We start from the raw sequence: 23,839 nt of genomic DNA on the forward strand, positions 1-23,839 counted from the left end.
ATCACCCTTTCAACGCAGCTATTTTGCTTAGCAGAATGGCATGGCTCTCCTCAATCTCCTCAGGCTGGCATAATGCTTTCAGCTCGTACACCTTGATCGGGGCCTTCTCGATAATTTCGACGAAATGATCGAAGTAATTCATATCCTTGCTGTGTACGTAAGGGCACCAGTGGTCGCTCAGCTCGATCGTCTCGTGGATATGCACCCCAATGACATAATCCTTCATGGCTTTCGCTTCATTCTCGTTATCGTATAGACCCATGCGCTCCATCATCATGCCGTGGCCGATGTCATACCATAAGTAAACGGGTGCCCCCTTCATCCGGTCGATCACCGTCTTCGCTTCCTGCAGCGTAGGCATCTGATAGCAGCGGGAACGAGTTTCGATGCCGATGGCGACATCGTAGCCCTTTTGCGCGATGCGGTCGCATACTTCCTCCAGGCTGTGCTGGATTTTACGCAAATACGTGTCGCTCAGCTCCGTCCGCCGCTCCAGCATTTCATTCCACAGCTTACGGTACGCCTCGGAGCGCCCTCCGCCTTCGCCTTCGCGCCACAGCTTTTTGAGCTCGGAATCGATATTGTAGTCGAACGGCACCTCGCCCGGGTGGACGACAACGGCTTTGCCGCCGTACCGGTGCGCATATTCCGCCGATTGGACGAGAAGGTCGATCGCCCGTTTTCGTTTCACCTCGTCATCGAAGCCGAGCAGCACAGAATCCGTACCGTAATCCGGGTCCGGGTCATGCGGGAACGTATTATGCACACTGGAAATCCCGATCTCGCCGCGTTCAATCATCGGTTCGATGGACTCCATCATTTCTCGGGTCACATTGTAATTCAATTCAACTCTTTGAAAGCCAAGAGACTTGATTTCCTCAATCATGCCTCGTCCATCCCCCGGATGCTTTTTAATGTTCCAGCAGGTGGAAAAAGAATAGTCCCCTTTGTTCGTCATCATGTCATGTCTCTCCCTTTCGCCAAGAAAATCATTCGTAGACTGCTTCATCCTCATGACAGCAAAGAAATCGTTTACACACTTTAGGTTAAGCGCTTTATCTAGCGGACCTTCCCCTTCTTTTGGAGCAAACTCGATCTGTACACACGACCTGGATTTTGAACTCGTGCTGTCGATGAAGCGCCATTCTACTAACAGCTTACTGCAAAATAATTATTTTTGCACTACCCATTTCAAAAATTTTATGCGGGTCCTCGAAGAAAAAAAGCCTTCCCCGCGAAGGGGGCCACTGAAAAAATCACTGCTGCATGTACAGATCGTTCTTCCGATCGCTGTTGTCCCTGGATTTTCTTGAATTTCACCCCGCTTTTAGCAGGTAAAATCCAGGGACAAAGGCGAACGCGTCCGCTTCTGCAGAACGATTCTGTCCACTTCGCTACTTTTTCAGTGGCCTCCCGCGAAGGAAAGGCTTTGCCGCCCTATGGCGCTAACGCTTGCCGGGGTCATAGGGCTCGCCCAGTGCAGACGGCGCATTCGATCTTCCGACGGCCCCTGCCAGCACCAGAATCGTCAGCACATACGGGAGCATGTACAAGAACTCGACCGGAATGCTTTTGGCAAAATCAAACAGCTGCACGAAATTGCGTACCGCCTGGGTAAAGCCGAAAAATATCGCTGCACCCAAAGCGCCCACGGGATGCCATTTGCCGAAAATCATCGCGGCCAACGCAATAAATCCTTGCCCCGATATCGTATTATGCGAGAAGTTGCTTGTCGTCGTCAGCGTAATCGTCGCTCCGCCAAGCCCCGCCAACGCGCCGCTGATCAACACGCCGATATACCGGATCCGCTTGACTTTAATCCCCACCGTGTCCGCCGCTCCCGGATGCTCTCCAACGGAACGGAGCCGGAGACCGAACGGGGTTTTGAACAGCACGTAGTACGTAACTGCCACCAGGATCAGAGCCAGGTAAGTGGTGGGGTATGCATTGAACAGCGCATCCCCTAAGAACGGAATCGACGAGAGTCCGGGGATGGCGACCTTTGAGAATACCTCATTGATCGTCTCCGTTTGTCCGGAGCCGCTGTAAATGATTTTGACCAAGTACACCGTCAGTCCCGCGGCCAAAAAATTTATGACGACCCCGCTCACGACCTGATCCGCCTTAAAGGTGACAGAAGCGAGCGCATGCACCAGAGCAAAGAGCACGCCAAGCACCATGGCCGCAGCAAGACCTATCCACGGAGAGACCGCTCCCATGCCGGACTCTTCCATCGAGTGGGTGACTACGGCTGCAGCGAAGGCGCCGGAGACCATCAAGCCTTCCAGTCCGAGGTTAATGACGCCCGAGCGCTCCGAGAATATGCCCCCCATGGCCGCAAAAATAAGCGCGGTGGAAAAAACGAGCGTCGTATTCACGAGCTCACCCAATATTTTGAGCACTTCCATCTACGCCACCTCCTCTTTTTTGCGTCTGGCCAGAAAAGGCTTCAAAACCCAGCGCACAATGCCATGGGAAGCGACGAAGAAAATAACCGAGGCAATGACAACACGAATGATCTCCGGAGGCACATCCGCGCCGAAGCTCATCCCCGCCGAACCGTAGGTCAGCATGCCGAACAGCACCGCTGCCAGCACAACCCCCACTGGATGATTCCCGCCGAGCAGCGCAACCGCCACACCGTCGAAGCCGTAGCCCGGAGATGCCGCCGCGATCACCTGATAGTGGAACACGCCGAGCGTCTCCACGACCCCCGCCAAGCCCGCAAATACGCCGCCGATGACCATCGCCTTCACGATATTGCGCTTCACGTTCATCCCCGCATATTGAGCCGCATTCGGATTGTAACCGACCGACCGCAGCTCATAGCCCTGCTTCATTTTCCAAAGCACGATATAAAATACGACTGCGCCCAGCAGCGCAATGAGCGTACCCCAATGCATCCGCGCATTTCCGAATAGCTCCGACAACCATCCTACCGACAAGGAGGCGGAGTCATGGATCATATACGAACGCTGCTGCCCCGGCTGCAGCAGGAAGGTGTTCACCATATAATTGGACAAAAATAACGCAATCCAGTTCAGCATGATTGTCGTGATCACTTCGTTCACACCGCGCTTGGCCTTCAAGTAGCCGGCAATCCCGCCCCACAATCCGCCGAGAACGGCTCCGACGATCACAGCAAGAGGGGCATGGATAAACCAGGGCAAATCCAGCTTAATCCCGATGAAGGCGGCACCTGTCGCCCCGATCATAAACTGCCCCTCTGCACCAATGTTGAAGAGTCCGGTGCGAAATGCAAAGGCGACGGAAAGCCCTGTGAAAATGAGCGGGGTGATCTCCCGGATCGTTTCTCCCATGTTGTACGGGCTGCCGAACACTTTACTGACTAGCGATATGTAAGCCGTAATCGGATTGTACCCGCCAAGCAGCATCACAACCGCTCCAAGGAGCAGACCGAGCACGATCGCCACCAAGGGAACCAGTGCAGAATCCTTCACGAATATTTTGTTCACTTTATCCATTCCGCTCACATCCCCTCCGTTTCATGGGCGTGTCCCTTGCTGCCCGCCATCATGAGTCCAAGCTCCTGATCATCCGTCTCTTCCGGGAGCACCTCCCCGACAATTTGCCCTTCGTAAATGACGGCAATCCGGTCGGAAACGTTCATGATTTCATCCAGCTCGAAGGAGATGAGCAGCACGGCTTTGCCTTTGTCACGCTGTTCAATCAGCTTTCGATGGACGAACTCTATGGCGCCTACATCCAGTCCGCGGGTTGGCTGCGCTGCAATAAGCAAATCCGGATTGTTATGTATTTCCCTGGCAATGATCGCTTTTTGCTGGTTTCCCCCGGACAGCGAACGGGCTTTGCTGTAAATGCTCGGTGTGCGGACGTCGAACTCCTTAATGAGCTTCTCAGCATGCTGATCCATAGCGCCAATATTCAAGAATCCGTTCTGATTGAATTCCGGATAAAAATACGATTTCAGCACCATATTCTCGCTCATCGTAAAATCGAGAACCAAGCCGTGCTTATGCCGGTCCTCCGGAATATGGGCAAGACCGGCCTCCGATATCGCCCTCGGGCTTTCATTGGCCAAATTCTTGCCGTTGAACAATATGTGTCCGCTCTCGATCTTCTCAAGGCCCGTCAATGCTTCAATCAGCTCACTTTGACCATTACCGTCAACACCTGCGATACCCAGAATTTCACCTGCACGAACCTGAAAGCTGATATGGTTCAGGACTTGCACTCCTTGCTTCCCGGTCAAAGTGACCTCTTTCACCTCAAGCACCGGCTCTCCGGGAGCCGCCTTCTTCTTGTCTACCTTGAATGAGACGTCGCGTCCGACCATTTTCTCCGCCAATACTTTGGGGTTCGTTTCAGCGACCTTGACCGAATCGATCACTTTGCCGCGTCGGATAATGGTCACCGTATCGGCAATGCTCATAATTTCTTTGAGCTTATGAGTAATTAAAATAATAGACTTGCCTTGTCGGACCAGGCTTTTCATGATGTCCATGAGCTCTTGAATTTCTTGCGGTGTCAGAACCGCCGTTGGCTCGTCGAAGATAAGAATATCGGCGCCGCGGTACAAGGTCTTCAATATTTCGACCCGCTGCTGCATCCCTACGGAAATATCTTGTACTTTGGCGTTCGGATCGACCTTGAGACCATACTGCTCTGAAAGCGACCGAACCTTGTGCAAAGCCGTTTTGTAATCTATTTGCAGCCCTTTGGCAGGCTCGATGCCCAGAATGATATTTTCGACTACCGTAAATGGCTGCACCAGCTTGAAATGCTGATGAACCATCCCGATGCCGAGGTCAATCGCCTTGTTCGGGTTATCGATCGCAACCTTCTGCCCGTTCACCCGGATTTCCCCCTCGTCAGGCTGGTACAAGCCGAATAAAATATTCATCAAGGTCGATTTTCCGGCGCCGTTCTCACCAAGCAGCGCATGGATTTCACCCTGCTTCAGCTCGAGGCTGATCGCATCGTTAGCCACAATGCCCGGGAATCGTTTCGTAATGCGGTCCAGTTCAACAACTGTCGGCTTAGAGCTCATGGGAACCTCCCCTTACAAATGACATGCACAATTACTAACGATGATCGGATTCACCGTCCTTATGAGACGGGAAGCGTTTTATCCGCAAATGAAAGAACAAGGCCAGCATCGAGACACTAGCCTTGTTTGTCAACCTGCTATGAGTATGCGGACCGGCTTATTTGTCCGGAACCTTGATTTCGCCGCTGATGATTTTGGCTTTATATTCGTCGACCTTCTTCAAAATGTCGGCGGAAACGTTCTTCTTCGAGGTTTCCGGCAAGCCGACCGCATCTTCCTTCAGGCCAAGGGTTACGTTCTTGCCCCCCTGGAATTTACCTTCGATAACATCGTTCGAAACCCGAATGACCGCTTGGTCAACACGCTTCATCATCGAGGTCAATGTCACATCGTCGCCGAACTCGAGCGATTGGTCTTTATCCACGCCGATAACCCATACTTTCTTACCCGCTTTCAGGCGGTCCTTCGCTTCGTTAAACACGCCGTTGCCCGTAGCCCCGGCCGATGGGAAAATAATATCTGCGCCATCGTTAAAGATGGTGGCTGCAGCTGCTTTGCCCAGATCCGGTTTATCGAAAGCCCCAGTGTAGTTCACGGTTACTTTGGCATTCGGGTTCACCGCGGCAACACCCGCTTTGAAACCGGCCTCGAACCGTTTAATGACCGGAATTTCCAGCCCCCCAACGAAACCGATTTTGTTGGTTTTGGTCGTCAGACCGGCAACAACGCCTACCAGAAAGGAGCCTTCATTCTCGGCAAAGGTGACGGATTCTACATTCGGTGCCTCAACGACATTATCGATCAGCGCCAGCTGGGCCTTCGGATTTTGACTCGCAACGGTTTTGACGGCATCTCCCATGAGGAAGCCGATGCCCCAGGTCAGGTTATAGTTGTCTTTCACGAATTGGTTCAAATTCGGGATGAAGTCCGCATCCCCTTTACTTTGTAAGTATTTGACCTTCGCACCGGTTGTCTTATTAATCTCTTGAAGACCTTCCCATGCGCTCTGGTTAAACGATTTATCGTTAACACCACCGATATCGGTAACCATTCCGATATTGAATTTCTCGCCTTTCTTGGAAGCGCCTGTCTCCGCTCCTGCCCCTGTTCCCGATGCAGGCGGGTTTGCGCTTGGCTGAGGCTTGCTGCCACAGCCGGTCAATGCGATAGAAGCCGCCAGGACTACACTTGCCGAAACATGAAACCATTTTTTCATAATCAACATCCCCTTCTTCCATATTGTCCTTCCATCAAACACCATTATCTTATGATGTCAACATAGCAGGTAAAATTATGTATGCATAATCTAAATTAGTTTAGCACCACCATTTCTTTTACGCCTATTGATGTTATGTTATATAACTTCAATGTGACATTCATTTATTATACTGACATTCTGTTTGACTGTCCACCATGAATTGAACAAGGGTTAACTCCATTCATTGCAATCAAATTAGTACGAATTTATAACCTACCCCATGGACATTAATAATGTGCTGGGGGTTGGATGGATCAAGCTCAATTTTCTTTCTTAAATTACTTATATGAACAATAATCGTGCGCGTATCATTAAAACTTTCCTGCCCCCAAATTTCTCGAAACAGCTCCTCGTGACTGAATATTTGGCCCGGGCGGCTGACGAGAAACTTTAATAAATCAAACTCTTTCTTCGAGAGAATGACCTCGTTCTGATTCAGCTTTACCGTCCTGCTTAACAAATCAATCTGAAGCGCTCCGAAACGCAGTCTGGACGGCTGCTCCCCTGCTGTTCCCGACAAATAAGGACGCCGCAAATTCGCCTTTACCCGGGCCACCAGCTCGCTAGGACTAAAGGGCTTGGTCATATAATCATCGCCGCCGAGTCCCAATCCGGTGACTTTATCCTGCTCCTCTTTTTTACAGCTTAAAAATAAAATCGGGGCGGCTGTCAGCTGCCGAATTTCCTTGCATACCTCAAAACCATCCTTCCCCGGAAGCACAACATCCAATATGATCAAATCGGGCTGAACCTCGAGTACCTTTGCCGCCGCCAGATCTCCTCTGTCCGCTACCGCGACCTCAAATGAATGCTTGGACAGATACATCAGGATGACGTCTCTAATTTCGGGATCATCCTCAATTACCAAAATCGTTTGCTTTGTCATGAATCATCACACCACCAGAACGTTTAATCTTACATCATGAATTCGTATTCATCATTTGCTTATCTTCACAATAGGAGATTTCGATTTCTTTGTCCATATCGAAATTCGTGTTTTTTCGACTATTCTCCGCAATAAAAACGTCTTGTTCTGCGAAGCTTACAATCCCGGCTGAAATGGTTGTTTGTAACAGTTGAAAAAGCCACCGCTGCCGCTTCAGGGCCGGCTCGGTGGCTTTCTGCTTTTCGTTATGTATAACATTATGTATAAGCAACAGGTTAGATCCGAACCAGCAGGCTTTGCAGCTCCAGCGCATCCATCGGCTTGCTGAATAAATACCCCTGCGCCTCCGTGCATTTCTGGTTGCGCAAGTAGGTCAGCTGATCCTCGTTCTCAACGCCTTCGGCAATGACGCTCACCTTCAGATTACGCGCCATGGATATGATTGTCGCAATAATCTCGGCATCGTCCGTATCATTCATAACCTCAGCTACAAAAGATCTGTCGATTTTCAACGCGTCAATCGGGAACTTTTTCAGATAGCTCAAGGAAGAATAACCCGTTCCGAAATCATCGATTGAAATTTTGATCCCCAGGTTTTTGAGATCGTGCAGCTTGGCGATAACATAGCTTTCATTGAACATCGCTACGCTTTCCGTAATTTCCAAATCCAGATAGGAAGGCGGAAGATCCGTGTCTTTCAACACCTGCTTGACGACCTCTACCAGATTGTTTTGTTGAAATTGCCGTGCCGACAGGTTGACGGCCATCCGCATGGGCGGAAGCCCTGCATCCAGCCAGGCTTTATTTTGAACGCATGCCCGCCGCAGCACCCATTCCCCGATCGGAATAATCATCCCGTTCTCCTCGGCAAGAGGAACGAAATCGGCAGGGGATACAACCCCAAGCTCGGGGTGGTGCCAACGAAGCAGCGCCTCCATCCCTGTAATTTCTCCCGTACTCAAATCGATTTGAGGCTGGTAATGCACGGTAAGCTCGTCCCGATCCAATGCCTTGCGCAGCCCCTTTTCCAGGCGGGCCCGTTTGGCCATCTGCTCATTCATATCCTTCGTATAAAAGCGGAAATGGTTGCGTCCAAGCTCCTTGGCCTGGTACATCGCCGTATCCGCATGCTTCACTAACGTCTCCTCGTCCAGCGCATCGTTCGGAAACAAACTGATGCCAATGCTTGGCGTCACGTAGAACTCATTTCCCTCCAGCACAAACGGCTTGGACAGCTCATCAAGCAGCAGCTGCGCCACTCTAGCCGCTTCGTCCCCATCTGCATTGTCAAGCAATAGAGCGAACTCGTCGCCTTCGATTCTTGATACGGTGTCTCCGAAGCGTGTATGCTGCTGCAGCCGTTTGGAAACAGCCCTCAGCAGATCGTCACCCGTCGAGTGGCCGAACATGTCGTTGACAATTTTGAACCGGTCCAAATCCAGGAATAAAATAGCTGCAGGTTGATTCGACGGCTTCGCCCGCTGCAAGGCATCCCTGCACTGCTCTTTGAATAGGATCCGGTTGGGCAAGCCTGTCAAGAAATCGTGATTCGCGTAATAATCGATTTGCTTGTTCTTATGATTAATTTCTTCGTCGTATTGATTCAACAGGGAACGAACGGGACGAAGCAAATATTCCACAAACCAATAACCTAGCAGCAGCGTAGGAATTAGGAGCAGCAGGGTCCATCCATACGGGACCCCTGCCCCGGAAGAAGTCGGCGTAAAGGAGTACAGCAGCACGTTATTTAAAGACAAAAGCAGGGCTACGACGAAGGTAAACATAGCAATTATTTTAGTTCTTAATGTCATGGCGTTGATGCCTTTTGTCGGGTAGAACTGCCTGCGGTGTAGAGAGGCATCGTCAACCTCCTTTATATGTAGGTAAGAAATGTGTGCGCTCTGTCGCAGGGAAGCTGCGTGCACGGACTGCATGTTCGACATATTTCCTGACAAACCGCGTCCTTTCGATCTTGGAATTATTCGCCATCCTTATCCTAAATCCTGCTTTGCTTGAAACTTCTTTTTAGCGCTTCACGGCACGAAAGGATTTTAGCCGCCGACCTTTCTTTCCCAGACGGTATACGCCTGCCGGTGCCGTTCCGCCCTTCTGAGCTTAACACAAAAAAAACGGTACGGGTCTTACTCCCGCACCGCTTGCGCTTCAAGGAGATTACCGGCTTTCAAAAGAAAGGGCTGTGTCCATGTACCCGTCCTGCCGGTCTACAAGGATAAGATCGCTTTTCCCGTTTCCGTCCAGGTCTGCAACCAACGGCTTGGAGCCTTTTTTACCCCAAGGGCCGAATGTGGATAGCATGCGGTACTGATGATTTTCTTCCCCCAAAAAGACCGTTCCGGTGCCCGTCTCCGTATTCCAACGGAGCGCGTCTTCCCTGCCGTCTCCATTGAAATCCGCTAATCGAAGCTCACCGTCCTGTGAAGGCAAATTCAGCTCCACCTTCACAGTCCTCCACTGCAGGCTCGCTTTATCTACGCTGAGCTCCAGCCCGCTTACGGCATCGGGTCTCGTGAAGAACAGCCCCGTACTGCCATCCTCATGAGTGCGCTGATGCAGATCGGATTTCCATTCGTTTTTGAATTTATAAGGCTTCATCGGTTTAATCCCGCTCTTGCTGATATACAACCCGAACAGCTGCAGACGGTCCGCGGACAATCCGGCCACAAGCACATCGCCTCCAGGTTGAGGGATCACCTGCAGATTCGACCAGCTGCGTGCTTCGATCTTCCAGCTGCTTTGCAATGTGAATCTGTGCCCGTCGGAGACGAACTTCTCGAGCCTTCCCGTCGGATGAGCGAGCCACATCGTTCCCTTGACCGCCCCGCTCTGTCCCAGCGCTGCCGCCGCACCGCTAGTATAAGAAGCCTGAGCCCACACAGCGGGCGCACCCTGAGGCTCATTACGCAAGCCGGTGAACGAGCCTGCGGAGACGGATATCAAGCCTGCCTTCAGGTCCCATGTCACCATATCTGTCTGACCGTCTCCGGTGACATCCCCGAGCAGCAATTTCTCCTGATGCCCCGAGGTGTTCAGCTTGATGCTATGAGCCGGGGTGAACGGAACATAGTCTTGAATGGAGTAAAAGACATACCTTTTTTGCTCCAAGCCGTTAATCAGCTTTTGCAGCATGCTTTTCGCCTGGGAAGGATAATGATATTCGGGCAGGCCGTCCCGGTATACTGCGTTTCCCTGATCATCGGTTACAGGCAGCAAATATTTAAACTCTAAAAAAGGATGATAATAAAAGGACGGGATATTCTCCGATTTGCCGACCCGGTCAACAATCACTTTCTCATCTTTGTTATAAGGAATGTAATCAAAAGGTGTCGGTACGTAGGCCGCACCCAAGCTCGGCTCTCCGTAGCCCGTATTACGGTCGCTTCGGAATTGTGCTACAGGGGTATTCCGATTGGTCTGTATGTCCGCCTGATAATTTAATCCGAAAAACGAGCGGAAGATCGCATCCTGCTCCGGTGTGGAACGGTAATGTGGAGATTCCCAAAACTGCGGTTTCAGTCCGGCCTTCTTGAAAATCTCCAATCCCTGTTGGACCCGGGGTTCCGCGAATGCCGCCGAAACCGTCCGGTTATCCCCGGGCTCATCAAATTCATTGCCGATCCCCGATTCCTGATGCCCGTTATCCAAGCGCACATTGCCTACCTGATGTGTGTAGCCGTGCATGCCCAGCACCGCGCCATCCTGGACGGCCTGCTTCAGCACCTTCTGATATGCGGCCACATATGGATTGTCCGTCTGATCCAACGACACATCGTACCGTGAGCCGTCTGCAGGATAATCGATCCACCTGGGGATGACCGCCAAATGATACTTTACATGCCGTTCCCGCAAATATTCCAGTACCGCCCTCAGCTTCCCGAGCTGCTCGATGGAGCCGTACTGGCCGCCGGGACCGATATCTTCAAGCCGCATTAACACGAACCTCGGAGAACTGCCTTCCCCCTCTACCGTAATAATGCGATAGGCTGTAAATGTTAAACAAATCATGAGCCCGATAATCGTATATCGGAACCATTTTTTTCGAATCATGCTGATCATCGTATCCGTCATGCTCCCTCCATGCTGCTGCCGAAAGCTCTGTAAAGCGCTTACAAAGCACTCTTCTATGTTGATTGTAGCAGATTTTTTTACCCTCGAATACGATCTAATCAAAATTTTCAAATAAGAACAAAGTCCTATCAGGGATCGATTCCCTTCTATTCATTATATTGGGAAATAATACAAAAGAAGCTCTGGACTGCCACACAGAAGGTGGAATCCAGAGCTGCATTCGCCTAAGCGGTGATTGCCTATACGGAAATTGGGCAGTTGGCCCGGAGCAGAAGCCTGCCTTTCCTCCACCGGTCCGGGCAGCGGACTTTTCAGGCAAAACGATAAGAGCCATCTGCCGATGGCCCCTCAAGGAGCTGCATATGTGCCGTTTCACCCTGTATCATCTGGTTGGCATGAGGAACCTTTCCTTACCTTCCGATAACTATCTGTTCAGCAAACTGCCTACATACCTCAACAGTTCATTCGCAGAGGAAGGAGTATAGCCGTGCTCCTCGACGAGACGTTTAATGACCTCGTTAATCCGTTTGAGCTGCATTTCATCCGGTGTTTTGGTGGAGGTCGTAATTTTGACGATATCTTTTAGATCGGCGAACAGCTTCTTCTCGATCGCCTCACGGAGCCGTTCATGGCTGCTGTAATTGAACCGGTGGCCTTTGCGGGAGTACGAGGACATCCGGATTAGAATCTCCTCGCGGAATGCCTTCTTCGCGTTCTCCGATATTCCGATCTGCTCCTCAATCGAACGCATCAGCCGCTCATCCGGATCCATCTCTTCGCCTGTCAGCGGGTCTTTAATTTTGCCCCAGTTGCAGTACGCCTCAATGTTGTCCAGATAGTTATTGAATAGTGTTTTGGCCGATTCCTCAAAGGAATAAACGAATGCCTTCTGCACTTCCTTCTTGGCCAGCTCATCATATTCCTTACGGGCTACAGAAATAAAGTTCAAATACCGCTCCCGCTCTTCCTTCGTAATGGATGGATGCTGATCTAAGCCGTCCTTGAGGGCGCGGAGCACATCAAGCGCATTGATAAACTCCAGACCCTGACGTATCAGCGCACTGGAAATGCGGTTGATAACATATCGCGGATCGATACCTGACATCCCTTCATCCAAATACTCGTTTTGCATTTCCTTCAAATCCGCTTCCTTATAGCCCTCGACTTCTTCCCCGTCGTACATGCGCATTTTTTTGACCAGGTCCATCCCCTGCTTCTTGGACTCCTTGAGTCTGGTAAGGATCGAGAAAATGGCTGCTGCCCGCAGCGAATGCGGTGCGATGTGCACATGCGACATATCGCTTTGCTTGATCAGCTTCGTATAAATTTTCTCTTCCTCCGACACCTTCAGGTTGTAAGGGATCGGCATAACGATCATCCGTGATTGAAGCGCCTCGTTCTTCTTGTTCGCAATGAATGATTTGTACTCCGATTCATTCGTATGCGCGATGATAAGCTCATCCGCCGAAATGAGCGCAAAGCGGCCGGCCTTGAAGTTGCCCTCCTGCGTCAGCGACAGCAAATTCCAAAGGAATTTTTCGTCGCACTTCAGCATTTCCTGGAACTCCATCAGACCGCGGTTGGCCTTGTTCAGCTCGCCGTCGAACCGGTAAGCGCGAGGATCGGATTCCGATCCGAACTCGGTAATGGTCGAGAAATCGATGCTGCCCGTCAGATCCGCAATATCCTGCGACTTGGGGTCGGAGGGGCTGAACGTCCCGATCCCCGTGCGATTATCTTCGGAGAGAAGCACCCGCTCGACGAGCACATCCTCAATGCGGCCGTTGTACTCGGTGCGCAGCCTCATCTGGCAGGAAGGGCACAGGTTCCCTTCAATTTTGACGCCCAAATCCTGCTCCACTTCAGCCCGAAGCTCCTGCGGGATCAAATGCAGCGGTTCTTCATGCATCGGGCAGCCCTTGATGGCATAAACCGCCCCCTCCTCCGTCCGTGAAAACTGCTCCAGTCCTCTTTTCAACAGCGTAACAATCGTGGACTTACCGCCGCTGACGGGTCCCATCAGTAAGAGAATCCGCTTGCGCACATCGAGTCGCCTTGCGGCCGAATGAAAATATTCTTCGACGAGCTTCTCAATCGCTGAATCGAGGCCGAAAATTTCCTGTTCGAAGAAGTGATACCTGCGCTTTCCGTTGTCCTCGCCAATGCCGTGTGATGCAATCATCTGGTAAACCCTTGAATGCGCGGTCATGGCCAGGTGCGGTTTTTTGGCAACCAAGCTGATATACTCGGCAAAGGTTCCGTTCCAAGCGAGTCGCTCGGTTTCTGTGCGGTAATGCGAAATTTTCTTGAATATGTCCATGAGTCAACCTCCTCCGACGGTGCTTTTGCGGTAGCAACAAAAGTAAAGCGGTGTTTAAAAAAGGTCCTGGGTCCGAATAAGAGGCCGGCTGAAAAAGAGGCCAAGCTTCTCGTTCACGCTGCACGGGAAACGCCGTTCAGAGCTGTCTGCCTCCCGGATAAAGGAAGGCTTCTTTATCCATTGCCTTAAGCCATCAGACGTTCCCAAACCTGCCTCTGTGATGCCGGGGCCCTCGCGCTATCCGCGGGAAAGCTATGTAGTAAACAGGTTCAGGACTCGTAAGCCGAGCCGCGTTTCCCGTTTGTTCGCTTCGTTATCGTAAGCGGAGCTTTTTAAACAACCTCATAAACGAAGTGTATTAATACCTATGCACGCGATGAGGATAAGTTGCCCGAAATTTTAAGCAAAAACAAAAAACAGCGGCCGAACGGCACATGGAAAAATCGCAAGGTACAAGTTGTAAAATTTATCCATCAAAGTATCTGACGGACAACGTTCACAAGATCATACCCTGCGGCTGAACCGGGCGGTTCAGCTTATTCCTCTGTGCCTTTCTGCCGCTGCTTCAGCGGATGAATCCGGCGGGCCTTACAGCCATTGCCCAAGCCGCAATATCGTATACCGATTGCGCACATACATCGCGTATTGCAGACTGTCCTCGAGCAGCTCCGGCTCGACGCCAAGCTCCGCTACCGTCGCAGGTCCGCCGACGCGCTGCAGCAGCCCCGCGAGCACGTCCGGCGCCGGGACGCAGATGCAGACGCTGCGAATCGCTTCCCAGCGCTCGGCAATTCGCTCGGCCAGCGCGTCCAGCTCCGCCGCTGACGGGTCCGGCGCACCCGCTGCAAGGCCGTTCTCGGCCAGCACCTGATCGGCGATGACGCCGTAGCCGGCCTCGATGGCCGCACGCGCGCGCGCAGGCGTCGGCGTCTCGCCGCGGGCCTGGCAGCCTGCGATGGCCGCAGCCGCTTCAGCGGCGGACAGCGCCGCCGCCTGGGCGTACCGCGCGGCCATCTGCACGGCCGCGACGCCGACTTTGGCGCCATGCAGAAGCGCCCGGCGCTTCTGCTGCAGGAACCGCATCTCCCAATAATGGGAGAGGTGGTGCTCGGCGCCGGAGGCCGGACGGGAGTGGCCCACAAGCAGCATGGAGATGCCGGACAGTGTCAGGCCCTCCATCAGCTTCTGCATCCCGAGCTCCGTGCCGAGGGCGATGTCATCCACATGGTCGATGCACAAAGCGAGACCCTGTAGGGTCATATCGGCGGCGAGCTCGCAATAGGACTCGCCGAACAGCTCCTGGCCGAGCTGCCAATCGGCCAGCGAGGTGTACTTGCCCAGCATATCGCCGAAGCCGGCGGCGATCATGGAACGAGGTGACTTGGAGAGCAGCGCCAAGTCAGCGAAAATCGCCTCCGGCGCACAGGCCGGAATCGTCTGCTTGAAGCCGCCGATAATGAGCGGCGCGCCGACGGACGAGAAGCCGTCTACGGAAGGCGCGGTCGGGACGGACAGGAACACGCGGTTCATTTTGTGCGCCACAAAACGGACCGCGTCGTGGATCGTCCCTGAGCCTACGGCCACGATGGCTTGGATCGACGGCGTCACCTGCAGCATGAGCTGCACGATGATCCGCTCATCGGCAGCGAGCTCCCCGTGCTCGTCCTCGGTGAGCTCGCACAAGCTTGCCGGCAGCCCGGCCTCATGGCAGAGCTGCAGCAGCCCGTTTCCGGCAGCCTCCCGTGTGCGGCGGTCGGTGACCAGCAGGAGCCCGCTATAGCCCCTCTCCTGCGCATATGTCGGTAGCGCCTCGAGCGCACCGTTATCAATAACGACCTTACGGATCGGCACGTGGTGCTCGGCACCACAATCGCAAGTAAAGCTTGTGCCCAGCCACGGATTGATTTCCCCGGTAAGATGCTTCATCCTGTTCTTCCTCCCTTGAATACAATGTCTTATCCCTTCATACTATCAAAACTATGATATAATTACATTATTTACACTCATTTTCAAAGGAGACCCGTCGTTGTGGCGATCAAAACCGAGACCGAGCTGTACGCTCCGGTCAAAAGCTACTTCGAGCAGCTGGGCTATCACGTCCGCGGCGAAGTGAATCACTGCGACCTGGTGGCTATCCGCGGCGAGGAGCCTCCGGTCATCGTCGAGCTGAAGAAATCGTTCTCCATTCCTCTGCTCCTGCAAGGCATCGACCGTCTGCGCTTGACCCGTCAGGTGTATGTCGCCTTCGAGCTGCCCAACAAGGGACGCGCTCCTCATGGGGCGAGCTGGCCCGAGCTGCGCAAGCTTTGCCAAATGCTCGGTCTTGGGCTGATGACCGTTCAATTTTTTAAACGCAAGAAGCCTGCGGTCTTGATTGAATGTCATCCCACGGGTCTCGGTTCAGCGCCATCCGCTCCGATCGAGCTCGTGGAGGCTTTGACTTCTGCGGCGTCAGCAGAGCAGGTTCAGCCGATCCCAAGCCAGCTTCCCCGTCATAACAAACGGGCAGCCGAGCGAATCGTCCGCGAATTCAAGGAGAGGCGAGCCGATTACAACGTAGGAGGAAGCACCCGCAGCAAGCTGGTCACCTCCTACCGGGAGAAAGCGCTGCATCTGGCTTATTTGCTCCAGCTCCATGGACCGATGAGCCCCCGGCAGCTGCGTGCCGTCACAGGAAACGCCAAAGCCGCCAGTCTGCTGCAAAAAAACTATTACCGTTGGTTTCAACGAATGGAACGGGGCATTTATGCCATTACTCCACTCGGAGAAGAGGCGCTGCTGGCTTTTGCCCGTGTGGTTGAAGAGCTGCCTCCCGCTCCCCATCCGAATTCCCCTCCCTTGTCATAATCTTATCTAGCGCGGGATATGCATAGAGTAATAGATTTCCAAGCAAAGGAGTCTTTCCTATGTACCCATTCCCGCTTTCCTTGCGTCAGCCCGGGGGCAGCTCTGCCCTGACTCTCCTGAAGCCCTTTTCACTTCTCTGCGGACTGCTTCTTCTGCTCGGCTGGGCAAGCCCGCTGCTTCTTGCGCAAGCTATGAACTCGAATCCTCCTCCTGCCCCCTGGATTCAGGGTCTGGAAACCCAGGCTGACCCCGATACGGATGCTGCGCCGCCTTCCCATCCCGTAAGGACCGGGGTCGGGCTTGACCCTGATGCACACAGCCAAGTTCCTTTACCCGAAACAAGCCCCATGCCTGCCGCCGCCGAAGCTTCGTCCCAAGCGCCGATTTTATCCGGTACGGTACCTGATTCCGGTCATATCGCCGGACTCCAGTCTGCCGCGGAGCCGGGTCAGAGTCCTCAAGCCGCTCCGAGTGCTGCAGCTGAGCAAGCGCCTGCGGGTCCAATACGCATTCCTGTGTTGAACTATCACAGTATCACCACAGACCCGGGGAATCCCGCTACCATTACGCCGGAGAAGTTTGCCGAGCAAATGCATTATTTAAAGGAGCATGGCTATACGACATTAAGCCTGCAGCAGTTTACCGACGTGCTTGAGGGCAAACAGCCGACCCCCGCCAAGCCCGTACTGTTAACGTTTGATGACGGGTATGCAGATAACTACGAGCATGCGCTTCCTCTTTTCAAAGAGCTGGACTTTCATGCCGTGCTGTTCATCTCGCCGGATACGGTAGAGGACGGATACTTTTTGAACTGGGAACAAATCAAAGAGATGCATCAAGCCGGCTGGGATATTCAACCCCATGGCATGACGCATCCCCATTTGCCCCGGCTGAAAGCCGCGGACCAAGCTTACCAGATCGTTGAAGCGAGAAAACAGATTGAGGAGCAGTTGGGAACCGCTGCCGACATTTACTGCTACCCTTATGGGGAGTGGAATGCCGCCACCCTGCGGGTGCTTCGCGAGCATCAGTTTCGATATGCGTTCACAATAGAGCAAGGATGGACGACTCCGGATCAGGATGCGTTAAAGCTCAAACGGGTGTTTGTGAATGGAGAGGAGTCCTTGGAGCAATGGATATCCAAATTAGAAAAATGGTAATCCAATCGCAGTCCCCGGCGCTGCTGGCCAAAAAGCGTTGGACGCCCATCGCCATCTATTTTATCCTCATCATGTAGCTCCTTGTTCTGCAGAGATTTTATGACCGGGGGAAGGTTCACCCGCCTGCCGTTTCATCAGCTCCTTGTGAATCCAGATCGCAGCCTGGGAGCCTTCCCCCATTGCAATCGTTACCTGTTCCGCATGAACCCCGACATCCCCTGCAGCCCATACGCCCGGCACATTGGTCATTTTACTGCGGGCATCCGCGACGATATGCTTGTTCTCCAGCCGTTCGATCCCCAGCTGCACCGCCAGCTTGGAGCCTACCTTGTTGCCGCCGAAAGCGATAAACCCCCGTTCGCCCGCAATCGTTCGTCCGTCCGACAGCCGGACACCGTGAAGCTCGCCGCTCTTCCTATCTGACAACACTTCAACAATACTTTGTGGAATATAGAAAATCCCCGCTCCCTGTAACTTCTCCACCACACTCTCACTTGCTGGAGAAGCTTCGGCCTCATGGTTAATGTAAGTTAGCTTGGGCGTCCAGTATCTCAAGGTGAGCGCCATTGATGCACCGACGTCTCCAGCCCCAAGCACGAGTGTACTGCGGCCGCTAATCTCATAGCCATCGCAGTCCGGACATACATATACCGATTCGCCAAGGCAGTCTTCCAGCCCGGGCAGCGGCGGGAATCGGTCCATAATGCCTGTAGCCAGCAGCAGCGTCTTGGCCTGCAGTCCGGATTCGCCGGATGCCAGCTGCAAAGAAAATCCATCGCTTGTACGAGCGGCTGCCGTGACTTCTCCCACCATGAACTCCACGCCCAGCCTTTCTGCCTGCTTCGTACCAAGGCGTCGCAGCTCCGGACCGGATATGCCATCCGGCCAGCCCAGCACGTTGTGATAGCTCCGGCATAAGGTCGACCGCCCTCTGCCTTTATCGATGACAAGCGTCCGATGCTTGTACCTTCCTAATTGAATGGCCCCCTGAAGCCCGGCAATCCCCCCGCCGATAATAATGCAATCGTATAAGCTGGCTGACAAACGCATTCCCTCCTTTTGCGGCTTTTTTTATCATATCCCACTGGCTGCGTCTTCCATGCATCCAGCGTGGTACACGTTTTCTATTGGCTTCATAAAAAAATCCAAAAAGGCCTTGTGGCGTGCGTAAAGTGCACCACAAGGCCTTTCTTTGGCATCAGAATGAATGAAACAAATCGCCGCCTCGCAGCACCTTCCTGGCGGCGCATGCCTCCGTGGCAGTGCTGCCTGATGCGAGTATGCTTCAGGATCTGAAACCATTGATTGGGATTGAATTAAACGGCTTCCTCTGCACGTTTGGTTTCTTTTTCCTCAGGACTTCTACCCAGCAGCCAGGCGAGAATAAACTGGAACACCGACGCACTGAGCAACACCCATGGCAGTGATTCGCTCCCAATATATTGGTAAGTCAGGATCAGAAGCAGGATCGAGAGAACCCGCCCCCAATTCAGGAAGGTCTCCCGCATGACTACGGATTCTACCCGCAGCTGCCCTTTCAACGGCAAGGTGCCAATCAGCCTGAAATAAAAGGAAGTCACCGTATTTCCCTGCAGCGGCGCGCAAATCGAGTAAATAATCATAAAGCCAACAACTGTTGCCAGTGACATTTTCCAAACGAGAAACAGGGTCCCCGCAATATACCCGATCGTTGAAATCACAAGAAACAGCTGAGCGCGCTCCTCCCGGCCGTATCGGGAAATGAACAGACCGGTCAGGATGCTTAAGCTCGCATACAGCACCCCCAAATAACCGACCAAATCCTCCCTTCCGACAATCTGAAACAGCAAAATGCTCGGCAAAAACAGCATAATCCCCTGCAGCAGCCCCATTGCACTGAAGCCGAATAGGGATTTGACCCACCGTTTATTTTTGTTCATCAGCAAGCCCATGAACTTCAAGTAATAGGCTTTGTGGTGCGATTCCTTCGTTTTTATCTTAAAGCTGCCCAAGGTGGCAAGCAGAAACATGAAGAAGGCAATGGCGAAAACAATGGTATACCCTTTTAAGCCATCTTGCTGCGAGATGATATAGCCTGCCAATGCAGGTCCGATCAGCCCCGCCAAAGTAAACACGATCATGTTGATCGCCAAGTAACGGATCCGGTTGCTCTCGGTCGATACATCGTACATTAACGTCAGGTAGCCCGCCCAGTAAAAGGAGCCTGTAATCCCGGCAAAAAGACCGAACAGGACATAGTAATCGACGACCCGCTCCTGCGCAAAGACGACAACCAAATAATATAAGGCAATGAATGCGATCCCGAGACGATAAGTTACCATCCGGTCCTTGCGTTTAATGATCAGCCCTCCGAGGGCATAAGCAAAAGGGGCAATCCCATAGTTCAATATATTAAACATCCCGTTGATCCATAAGCTGTGCGTCAGCCGCCACAAGTACAAGGATAAAAAGACACCCGACATCGAAGCCCCAAACTGAAAGCAAAAGTGGATGAATTGGGAAACGATCGCATCCTTGGAAAGCCTCCTGTCAGCCGGTACCGCGAGCCTCCTTGCCTCCTGCCAATCCGACCATTTGTCCCGCCAATGCTGTAACTGCATACCTGCTCCCCTTTTTCCTGACTTCGTATCGTCGAAATACAAGACTTTTCCTATTGTAGCAAGGAAGACGTTTCCTGTTAAGCAAGAAAAAGCCCCAGCATAGTAGCTGAGGCCCCAGGTTGTACCGTTATGCTAAAGCATAGTCGTTATTTCTTCGCTTTAAGATTATCCCATGTTTTTTGGAAATCATCGAACATTTGATCCTTTGTCTTTTTCCCTGCTACATAAGCTTGGATAGTTGCGCCGAACTCCTGTGTAGCACCTTCCGGATATTTAGGCCAGTTCCAGCTCAACACCTTGCCTTCTGTGCTGTACTTTTGAACCTCAGCCCCAGTTTGTCCCAAATCTGCTGCGTTCGCCGTAATATTGGAGAAAGCCGGGATAAACTTGAATTCTTTGGTCATGTACGTTTTTCCTGTATCCGAAGTGACAAGCCAGTTCAAGAACTCTTTTGCTTCCGCTTTAACCTTGGAATCTTTGTTCACAACCCAATAGTTCGGTACGCCAACAAAAATTTTATCGTTTGCCGCTGCATCTTCATTAATCGGCATTGGCATTACGCCCACTTTAATGTTCGGGTTCGTTTTCATAATTTGAACTTCCGTCCAGTTCCCTTGCTGCATCATAGCCGCTTTGCCTGTCGCGAAATTCGTGACTTGCGTATTGTAATCCGTTGTCAGCGGGTTCGGCTGGCTGTATTTCAAAGTCACATCCAGTAGATTGGACCAGTCGTTCATAGTGGCATTGCCTTTGAATTTCTCCGTGCCTGCATTCAAGCCCGAGATGAATTTATCCGGATCCGGTTGACGCGCAACCCCTACGTTCAGATTGTGAATCCCGAGAATCCACCACTCTTGATAGCCGTTTGAGAAAGGCGTGATTCCTGCCGCTTGCAGCTTTTTCGCAGCATCCTCCAGCTGAGTCAATGTTTTTGGCAGCTCTTTAATGCCGGCTTTATCAAACAAATCTTTGTTGTACAAGAAGCCGTAGCCTTCGATGCTCATCGGTTGGCCGTACACTTTGCCGTCCTTCGTGATTGGCGTTTTGGCAACAGGGAGTACATCCTTCACCCAAGGCTGATCGGACATATCCTCCAGATGCTCCATCCACGTATTCATTTCGTTAAATCCGCCGTTGTTGAAAATATCTGGCTGATCGCCGGAAGCAAATTTGGTTTTAAGTGCAGCACCGTAATCCGCACCGCCCCCAACCGTTTCAATTTGCAGCTTTACGTTTGGATGGGTCTTTTCGTATTCATCCTTTAAACGGGTTAAGGCTTCGTTAATTTCCACTTTGAATTGAAATATTTTGAGCGTTACCGGTTGTCCGGTTCCTGCTGTTGTACCTCCAGCACCTTGATTGCTTGTATCTTTTTTGGCACAGCCTGTCGCTACGCCCGCCAATAAGACAGCGCTTAAAGAAAGGGCTACGATTTTGTTGATTCCTTTTTTCATGAAACGAACCTCCCTATTCATATGTGCTTTAGTTATTGTGTCTCTATCCCCTATTATAAATTCAATAAAAATCCGTAGACACTGAGGATATTGAACAAATGGGTGGAACAAATTGACTAGGGAGGAAGAATGAAAGTGGAAGTCCAGAGTATGGAGCTGCTTTCGGATGAGGGCTGTGGAAAAGGGAGTATGGCTCCGGCCGCTGTTGTCCTCGGGAAATTTTATTGGACCACGATGGTGTTTTCCCGAGGACAAAGGCGGACGCTTCGCTCCTGCGCCACACTCCCTTTTCCTCCGCCAGCCTCTGAGGTGCCTGCCTTCCACGTTGTTCATCTTTAAGGGATCGAAAGACTAAAGGGAGCCTTAAGCTTAGGCTCCCTTGGTTCTTAATGCTTTTGATAGTGTTCGAGATGAGACACTGAGGCTGTTTGAAGTCCAGAGTATAAAGCTCTCATTTTACCCCTTCACCGATCCGGCAGTTATCCCCTCAATAATATGGCGCTGCATGATCAAGAAGAAGATAATGATTGGCGTCACGCCAAGCAGCAGTGCAGCCAGCGCTAAATCCCACTGCTTCGTATATTGCCCGAAGAAGGAGTTTGTGGCCAACGGGATCGTTTTCAGCTCCGGACTTTGCAGTACCAGGAACGGAAGCAGGAAATCATTCCAGATCCATAGGCAGTTCAGCAAAATAACGGTGACTGCAATCGGCTGCAGCAAGGGCAGCACAATTCGGAAAAACGTCCCATACGCTGAAGTCCCGTCCACCCTCGCAGACTCTTCAATTTCCATGGGAATGGATTTGATAAAACCGTGAAACAGGAAAATGGACATCGGACCGCCGAAGCCAAGGTAACAAACGACCAAGCCCCAAATGCTGTTGAACAAGCCCAACGATTTGGCTACCTTTACGAGCGGAATCATAATCGATTGGAACGGAATAACCATCGCCGCTACAAACAAGGCAAACAGCAAATTGTTCAGCCTCGTCGGTTTGCGCACAATGCGGTAAGCGGCCATAGCGCTAATCAAAGCGATGCCCAAGTTACTTATCACCGTAACCAGGATAGAATTTTTCAGTACCGTTGGGAATTTCATGATGTTCCACGCTCGGCTGAAATTGTTCCACTGCAGCACGGTCGGCAGGCTTGTCGGATCCGTAAGCAGCTCGGCAAACGTCTTTAGCGAATTCACAATAACAAAGTAAAACGGGACAAGAAACAAAAAACCTAGCAGTATGGCAATAACTTCGAGACCAAAGGTTTTGCCGGAGTACCCCTGCTGCGTATCCATTAGGCTTCAACCTCCTTGCTTTTCGTCAATTTCACTTGAAGGCTTGTGATGACGGCAACGACGATGAAGAAGATCAGCGCCTTGGCCGTTCCCAGACCGAAGCGGTTATTTTGAAAAGCCTCCGTATAAATATTAAGAGCCACGGACTCCGTCGATTTGAACGGTCCGCCTTTGGTTAAGGACAAGTTCAGGTCGAACATTTTAAACGAGTTGGAAATAGCCAGGAACAAGCACACGGTCACAGCCGGCATAATGAGCGGTGCCGTAACGGTTTTTAGCAGCTGCCATGCATTGGCACCGTCAATTTTGGCTGCTTCGAGCACATCCTTCGGTACATTCATCAGTGCCGCAATATAAATGACCATGAAATAACCGGCGGATTGCCAAGTAAACACGATGACCAACGCCCAGAAGGACGTGGTTTCATCCCCTAGCCAAGGAAGATTGAACAGCGGGATATGCGTCAGCTGTCCAATGGCAGGGAAGCCTTTTACAAAAATAAACTGCCAAATGAAACCCAACAGCAACCCACCGATAACGTTCGGCAAAAAGAACACGGTCCGCAGCGGATTTCTCAGCTTCAACGGTCTTGTCAAAATAAATGCGATCGCAAAGGCGACCAGGTTCGAGAAAATAACGGCACACACCGAGAACCGGATCGTAAACCAAAAAGCCTTCATAAAATCCTGGTCATGGAACAATATTTGCTTAAAATTATCAAGCCCGTTAAAGGTCACTTGGTCGGAGACGCCATTCCAGCTTGTAAAGGAATAGTACATACCGAGAATGAACGGAATGATCATAATTACAGCAAAGCACACAAAGGCAGGACCGACGAACACAAGCTGTTCGACCCATTCTGCGGAATTTCTACGTTTCATCAAGATTCCTCCTCCAAACCTT

Annotated in this window: 17 protein-coding genes; 2 read left to right on the plus strand and 15 right to left on the minus strand. The window is 51.8% G+C overall.

Translation table 11 applies throughout. The features are described 5' to 3' along the window. Position 1 precedes the first annotated feature (1 nt). The 10 genes from CF651_RS09070 to CF651_RS09120 all read right to left on the minus strand — a co-directional run bounded on the left by CF651_RS09070 (position 2) and on the right by CF651_RS09120 (position 15,508). On the minus strand, positions 2-961 hold the full coding sequence (locus CF651_RS09070) for a sugar phosphate isomerase/epimerase family protein (RefSeq protein ID WP_094014540.1): 960 nt from the start codon (positions 959-961) through the stop codon (positions 2-4). 484 nt (positions 962-1,445) lie between these two features. Next, complete coding sequence (locus tag CF651_RS09075) at positions 1,446-2,408, minus strand: ABC transporter permease (protein ID WP_094014541.1); 963 nt, start codon at positions 2,406-2,408, stop codon at positions 1,446-1,448. Further along, the gene (locus CF651_RS09080; RefSeq protein WP_094014542.1) at positions 2,409-3,485 is read right to left on the minus strand and encodes an ABC transporter permease; all 1,077 of its coding nucleotides are present in this window, start codon (positions 3,483-3,485) and stop codon (positions 2,409-2,411) included. Positions 3,486-3,490: 5 nt separating this feature from the next. Then, complete coding sequence (locus CF651_RS09085) at positions 3,491-5,032, minus strand: ABC transporter ATP-binding protein (protein ID WP_094014543.1); 1,542 nt, start codon at positions 5,030-5,032, stop codon at positions 3,491-3,493. A gap of 157 nt (positions 5,033-5,189) precedes the next feature. Beyond that, positions 5,190-6,248, minus strand: a complete 1,059-nt coding sequence (locus CF651_RS09090; protein ID WP_094014544.1) for a BMP family lipoprotein — start codon at positions 6,246-6,248, stop codon at positions 5,190-5,192. A gap of 232 nt (positions 6,249-6,480) precedes the next feature. Beyond that, entirely contained in the window at positions 6,481-7,176 is a 696-nt protein-coding gene (locus tag CF651_RS09095; RefSeq protein WP_094014545.1) for a response regulator transcription factor, read from the minus strand. 275 nt (positions 7,177-7,451) lie between these two features. Next, positions 7,452-8,987, minus strand: coding sequence for a putative bifunctional diguanylate cyclase/phosphodiesterase (locus CF651_RS09105; RefSeq protein WP_179232742.1), 1,536 nt, complete (start codon positions 8,985-8,987; stop codon positions 7,452-7,454). A gap of 361 nt (positions 8,988-9,348) precedes the next feature. After that, positions 9,349-11,262, minus strand: a complete 1,914-nt coding sequence (locus CF651_RS09110; RefSeq protein ID WP_094014548.1) for a DUF2334 domain-containing protein — start codon at positions 11,260-11,262, stop codon at positions 9,349-9,351. A 424-nt stretch (positions 11,263-11,686) separates the two neighbouring features. After that, positions 11,687-13,582: a PrkA family serine protein kinase gene (locus CF651_RS09115; RefSeq protein ID WP_094014549.1), complete on the minus strand. Its 1,896-nt coding sequence runs from the start codon at positions 13,580-13,582 to the stop codon at positions 11,687-11,689. 588 nt (positions 13,583-14,170) lie between these two features. Further along, a complete protein-coding gene (locus CF651_RS09120) occupies positions 14,171-15,508 on the minus strand; it encodes a sn-glycerol-1-phosphate dehydrogenase (RefSeq protein ID WP_094014550.1) in 1,338 nt (445 codons plus the stop codon). A gap of 102 nt (positions 15,509-15,610) precedes the next feature. Between CF651_RS09120 and CF651_RS09125 the strand changes: the two genes are divergently transcribed. Then, positions 15,611-16,429: a DUF2161 domain-containing phosphodiesterase gene (locus tag CF651_RS09125; RefSeq protein ID WP_094014551.1), complete on the plus strand. Its 819-nt coding sequence runs from the start codon at positions 15,611-15,613 to the stop codon at positions 16,427-16,429. 59 nt (positions 16,430-16,488) lie between these two features. After that, on the plus strand, positions 16,489-17,589 hold the full coding sequence (locus tag CF651_RS09130) for a polysaccharide deacetylase family protein (RefSeq protein ID WP_245855800.1): 1,101 nt from the start codon (positions 16,489-16,491) through the stop codon (positions 17,587-17,589). Positions 17,590-17,658: 69 nt separating this feature from the next. On the opposite strand, the gene CF651_RS09135 is transcribed toward CF651_RS09130, so the two are convergent. From CF651_RS09135 to CF651_RS09160, 5 genes are all read right to left on the minus strand, one after another. Beyond that, complete coding sequence (locus CF651_RS09135) at positions 17,659-18,633, minus strand: NAD(P)/FAD-dependent oxidoreductase (RefSeq protein ID WP_245855802.1); 975 nt, start codon at positions 18,631-18,633, stop codon at positions 17,659-17,661. A gap of 272 nt (positions 18,634-18,905) precedes the next feature. Then, positions 18,906-20,189 carry an MFS transporter gene (locus CF651_RS09140; RefSeq protein WP_094014553.1) on the minus strand — a complete coding sequence of 428 codons (1,284 nt, stop codon included), beginning with the start codon at positions 20,187-20,189 and terminating at the stop codon, positions 18,906-18,908. Between the two features lie 146 nt (positions 20,190-20,335). After that, on the minus strand, positions 20,336-21,643 hold the full coding sequence (locus CF651_RS09145; RefSeq protein WP_094014554.1) for an ABC transporter substrate-binding protein: 1,308 nt from the start codon (positions 21,641-21,643) through the stop codon (positions 20,336-20,338). A gap of 456 nt (positions 21,644-22,099) precedes the next feature. Next, positions 22,100-22,936, minus strand: coding sequence for a carbohydrate ABC transporter permease (locus CF651_RS09155; RefSeq protein WP_094014556.1), 837 nt, complete (start codon positions 22,934-22,936; stop codon positions 22,100-22,102). Beyond that, positions 22,936-23,817, minus strand: coding sequence for a carbohydrate ABC transporter permease (locus tag CF651_RS09160; protein ID WP_094014557.1), 882 nt, complete (start codon positions 23,815-23,817; stop codon positions 22,936-22,938). The genes CF651_RS09155 and CF651_RS09160 overlap by 1 nt, the downstream gene beginning before the upstream one ends. Positions 23,818-23,839 lie beyond the last annotated feature (22 nt).

It is taken from the genome of Paenibacillus rigui, assembly GCF_002234615.1.
Taxonomy (GTDB): Bacteria; Bacillota; Bacilli; order Paenibacillales; family NBRC-103111; genus Paenibacillus_S; species Paenibacillus_S rigui.

What these genes read in the sequence shown, in the direction of transcription:
- CF651_RS09090 (WP_094014544.1), bottom strand. Translation starts at nt 6,248, where the DNA reads ATGAAAAAATGGTTTCATGTTTCGGCAAGTGTAGTCCTGGCGGCTTCT.
- CF651_RS09075 (WP_094014541.1), bottom strand. Translation starts at nt 2,408, where the DNA reads ATGGAAGTGCTCAAAATATTGGGTGAGCTCGTGAATACGACGCTCGTT.
- CF651_RS09105 (WP_179232742.1), bottom strand. Translation starts at nt 8,987, where the DNA reads ATGACATTAAGAACTAAAATAATTGCTATGTTTACCTTCGTCGTAGCC.
- CF651_RS09070 (WP_094014540.1), bottom strand. Translation starts at nt 961, where the DNA reads ATGATGACGAACAAAGGGGACTATTCTTTTTCCACCTGCTGGAACATT.
- CF651_RS09145 (WP_094014554.1), bottom strand. Translation starts at nt 21,643, where the DNA reads ATGAAAAAAGGAATCAACAAAATCGTAGCCCTTTCTTTAAGCGCTGTC.
- CF651_RS09115 (WP_094014549.1), bottom strand. Translation starts at nt 13,582, where the DNA reads ATGGACATATTCAAGAAAATTTCGCATTACCGCACAGAAACCGAGCGA.
- CF651_RS09110 (WP_094014548.1), bottom strand. Translation starts at nt 11,262, where the DNA reads ATGACGGATACGATGATCAGCATGATTCGAAAAAAATGGTTCCGATAT.
- CF651_RS09120 (WP_094014550.1), bottom strand. Translation starts at nt 15,508, where the DNA reads ATGAAGCATCTTACCGGGGAAATCAATCCGTGGCTGGGCACAAGCTTT.
- CF651_RS09095 (WP_094014545.1), bottom strand. Translation starts at nt 7,176, where the DNA reads ATGACAAAGCAAACGATTTTGGTAATTGAGGATGATCCCGAAATTAGA.
- CF651_RS09085 (WP_094014543.1), bottom strand. Translation starts at nt 5,032, where the DNA reads ATGAGCTCTAAGCCGACAGTTGTTGAACTGGACCGCATTACGAAACGA.
- CF651_RS09130 (WP_245855800.1), top strand. Translation starts at nt 16,489, where the DNA reads ATGTACCCATTCCCGCTTTCCTTGCGTCAGCCCGGGGGCAGCTCTGCC.
- CF651_RS09140 (WP_094014553.1), bottom strand. Translation starts at nt 20,189, where the DNA reads ATGCAGTTACAGCATTGGCGGGACAAATGGTCGGATTGGCAGGAGGCA.
- CF651_RS09155 (WP_094014556.1), bottom strand. Translation starts at nt 22,936, where the DNA reads ATGGATACGCAGCAGGGGTACTCCGGCAAAACCTTTGGTCTCGAAGTT.
- CF651_RS09160 (WP_094014557.1), bottom strand. Translation starts at nt 23,817, where the DNA reads ATGAAACGTAGAAATTCCGCAGAATGGGTCGAACAGCTTGTGTTCGTC.
- CF651_RS09080 (WP_094014542.1), bottom strand. Translation starts at nt 3,485, where the DNA reads ATGGATAAAGTGAACAAAATATTCGTGAAGGATTCTGCACTGGTTCCC.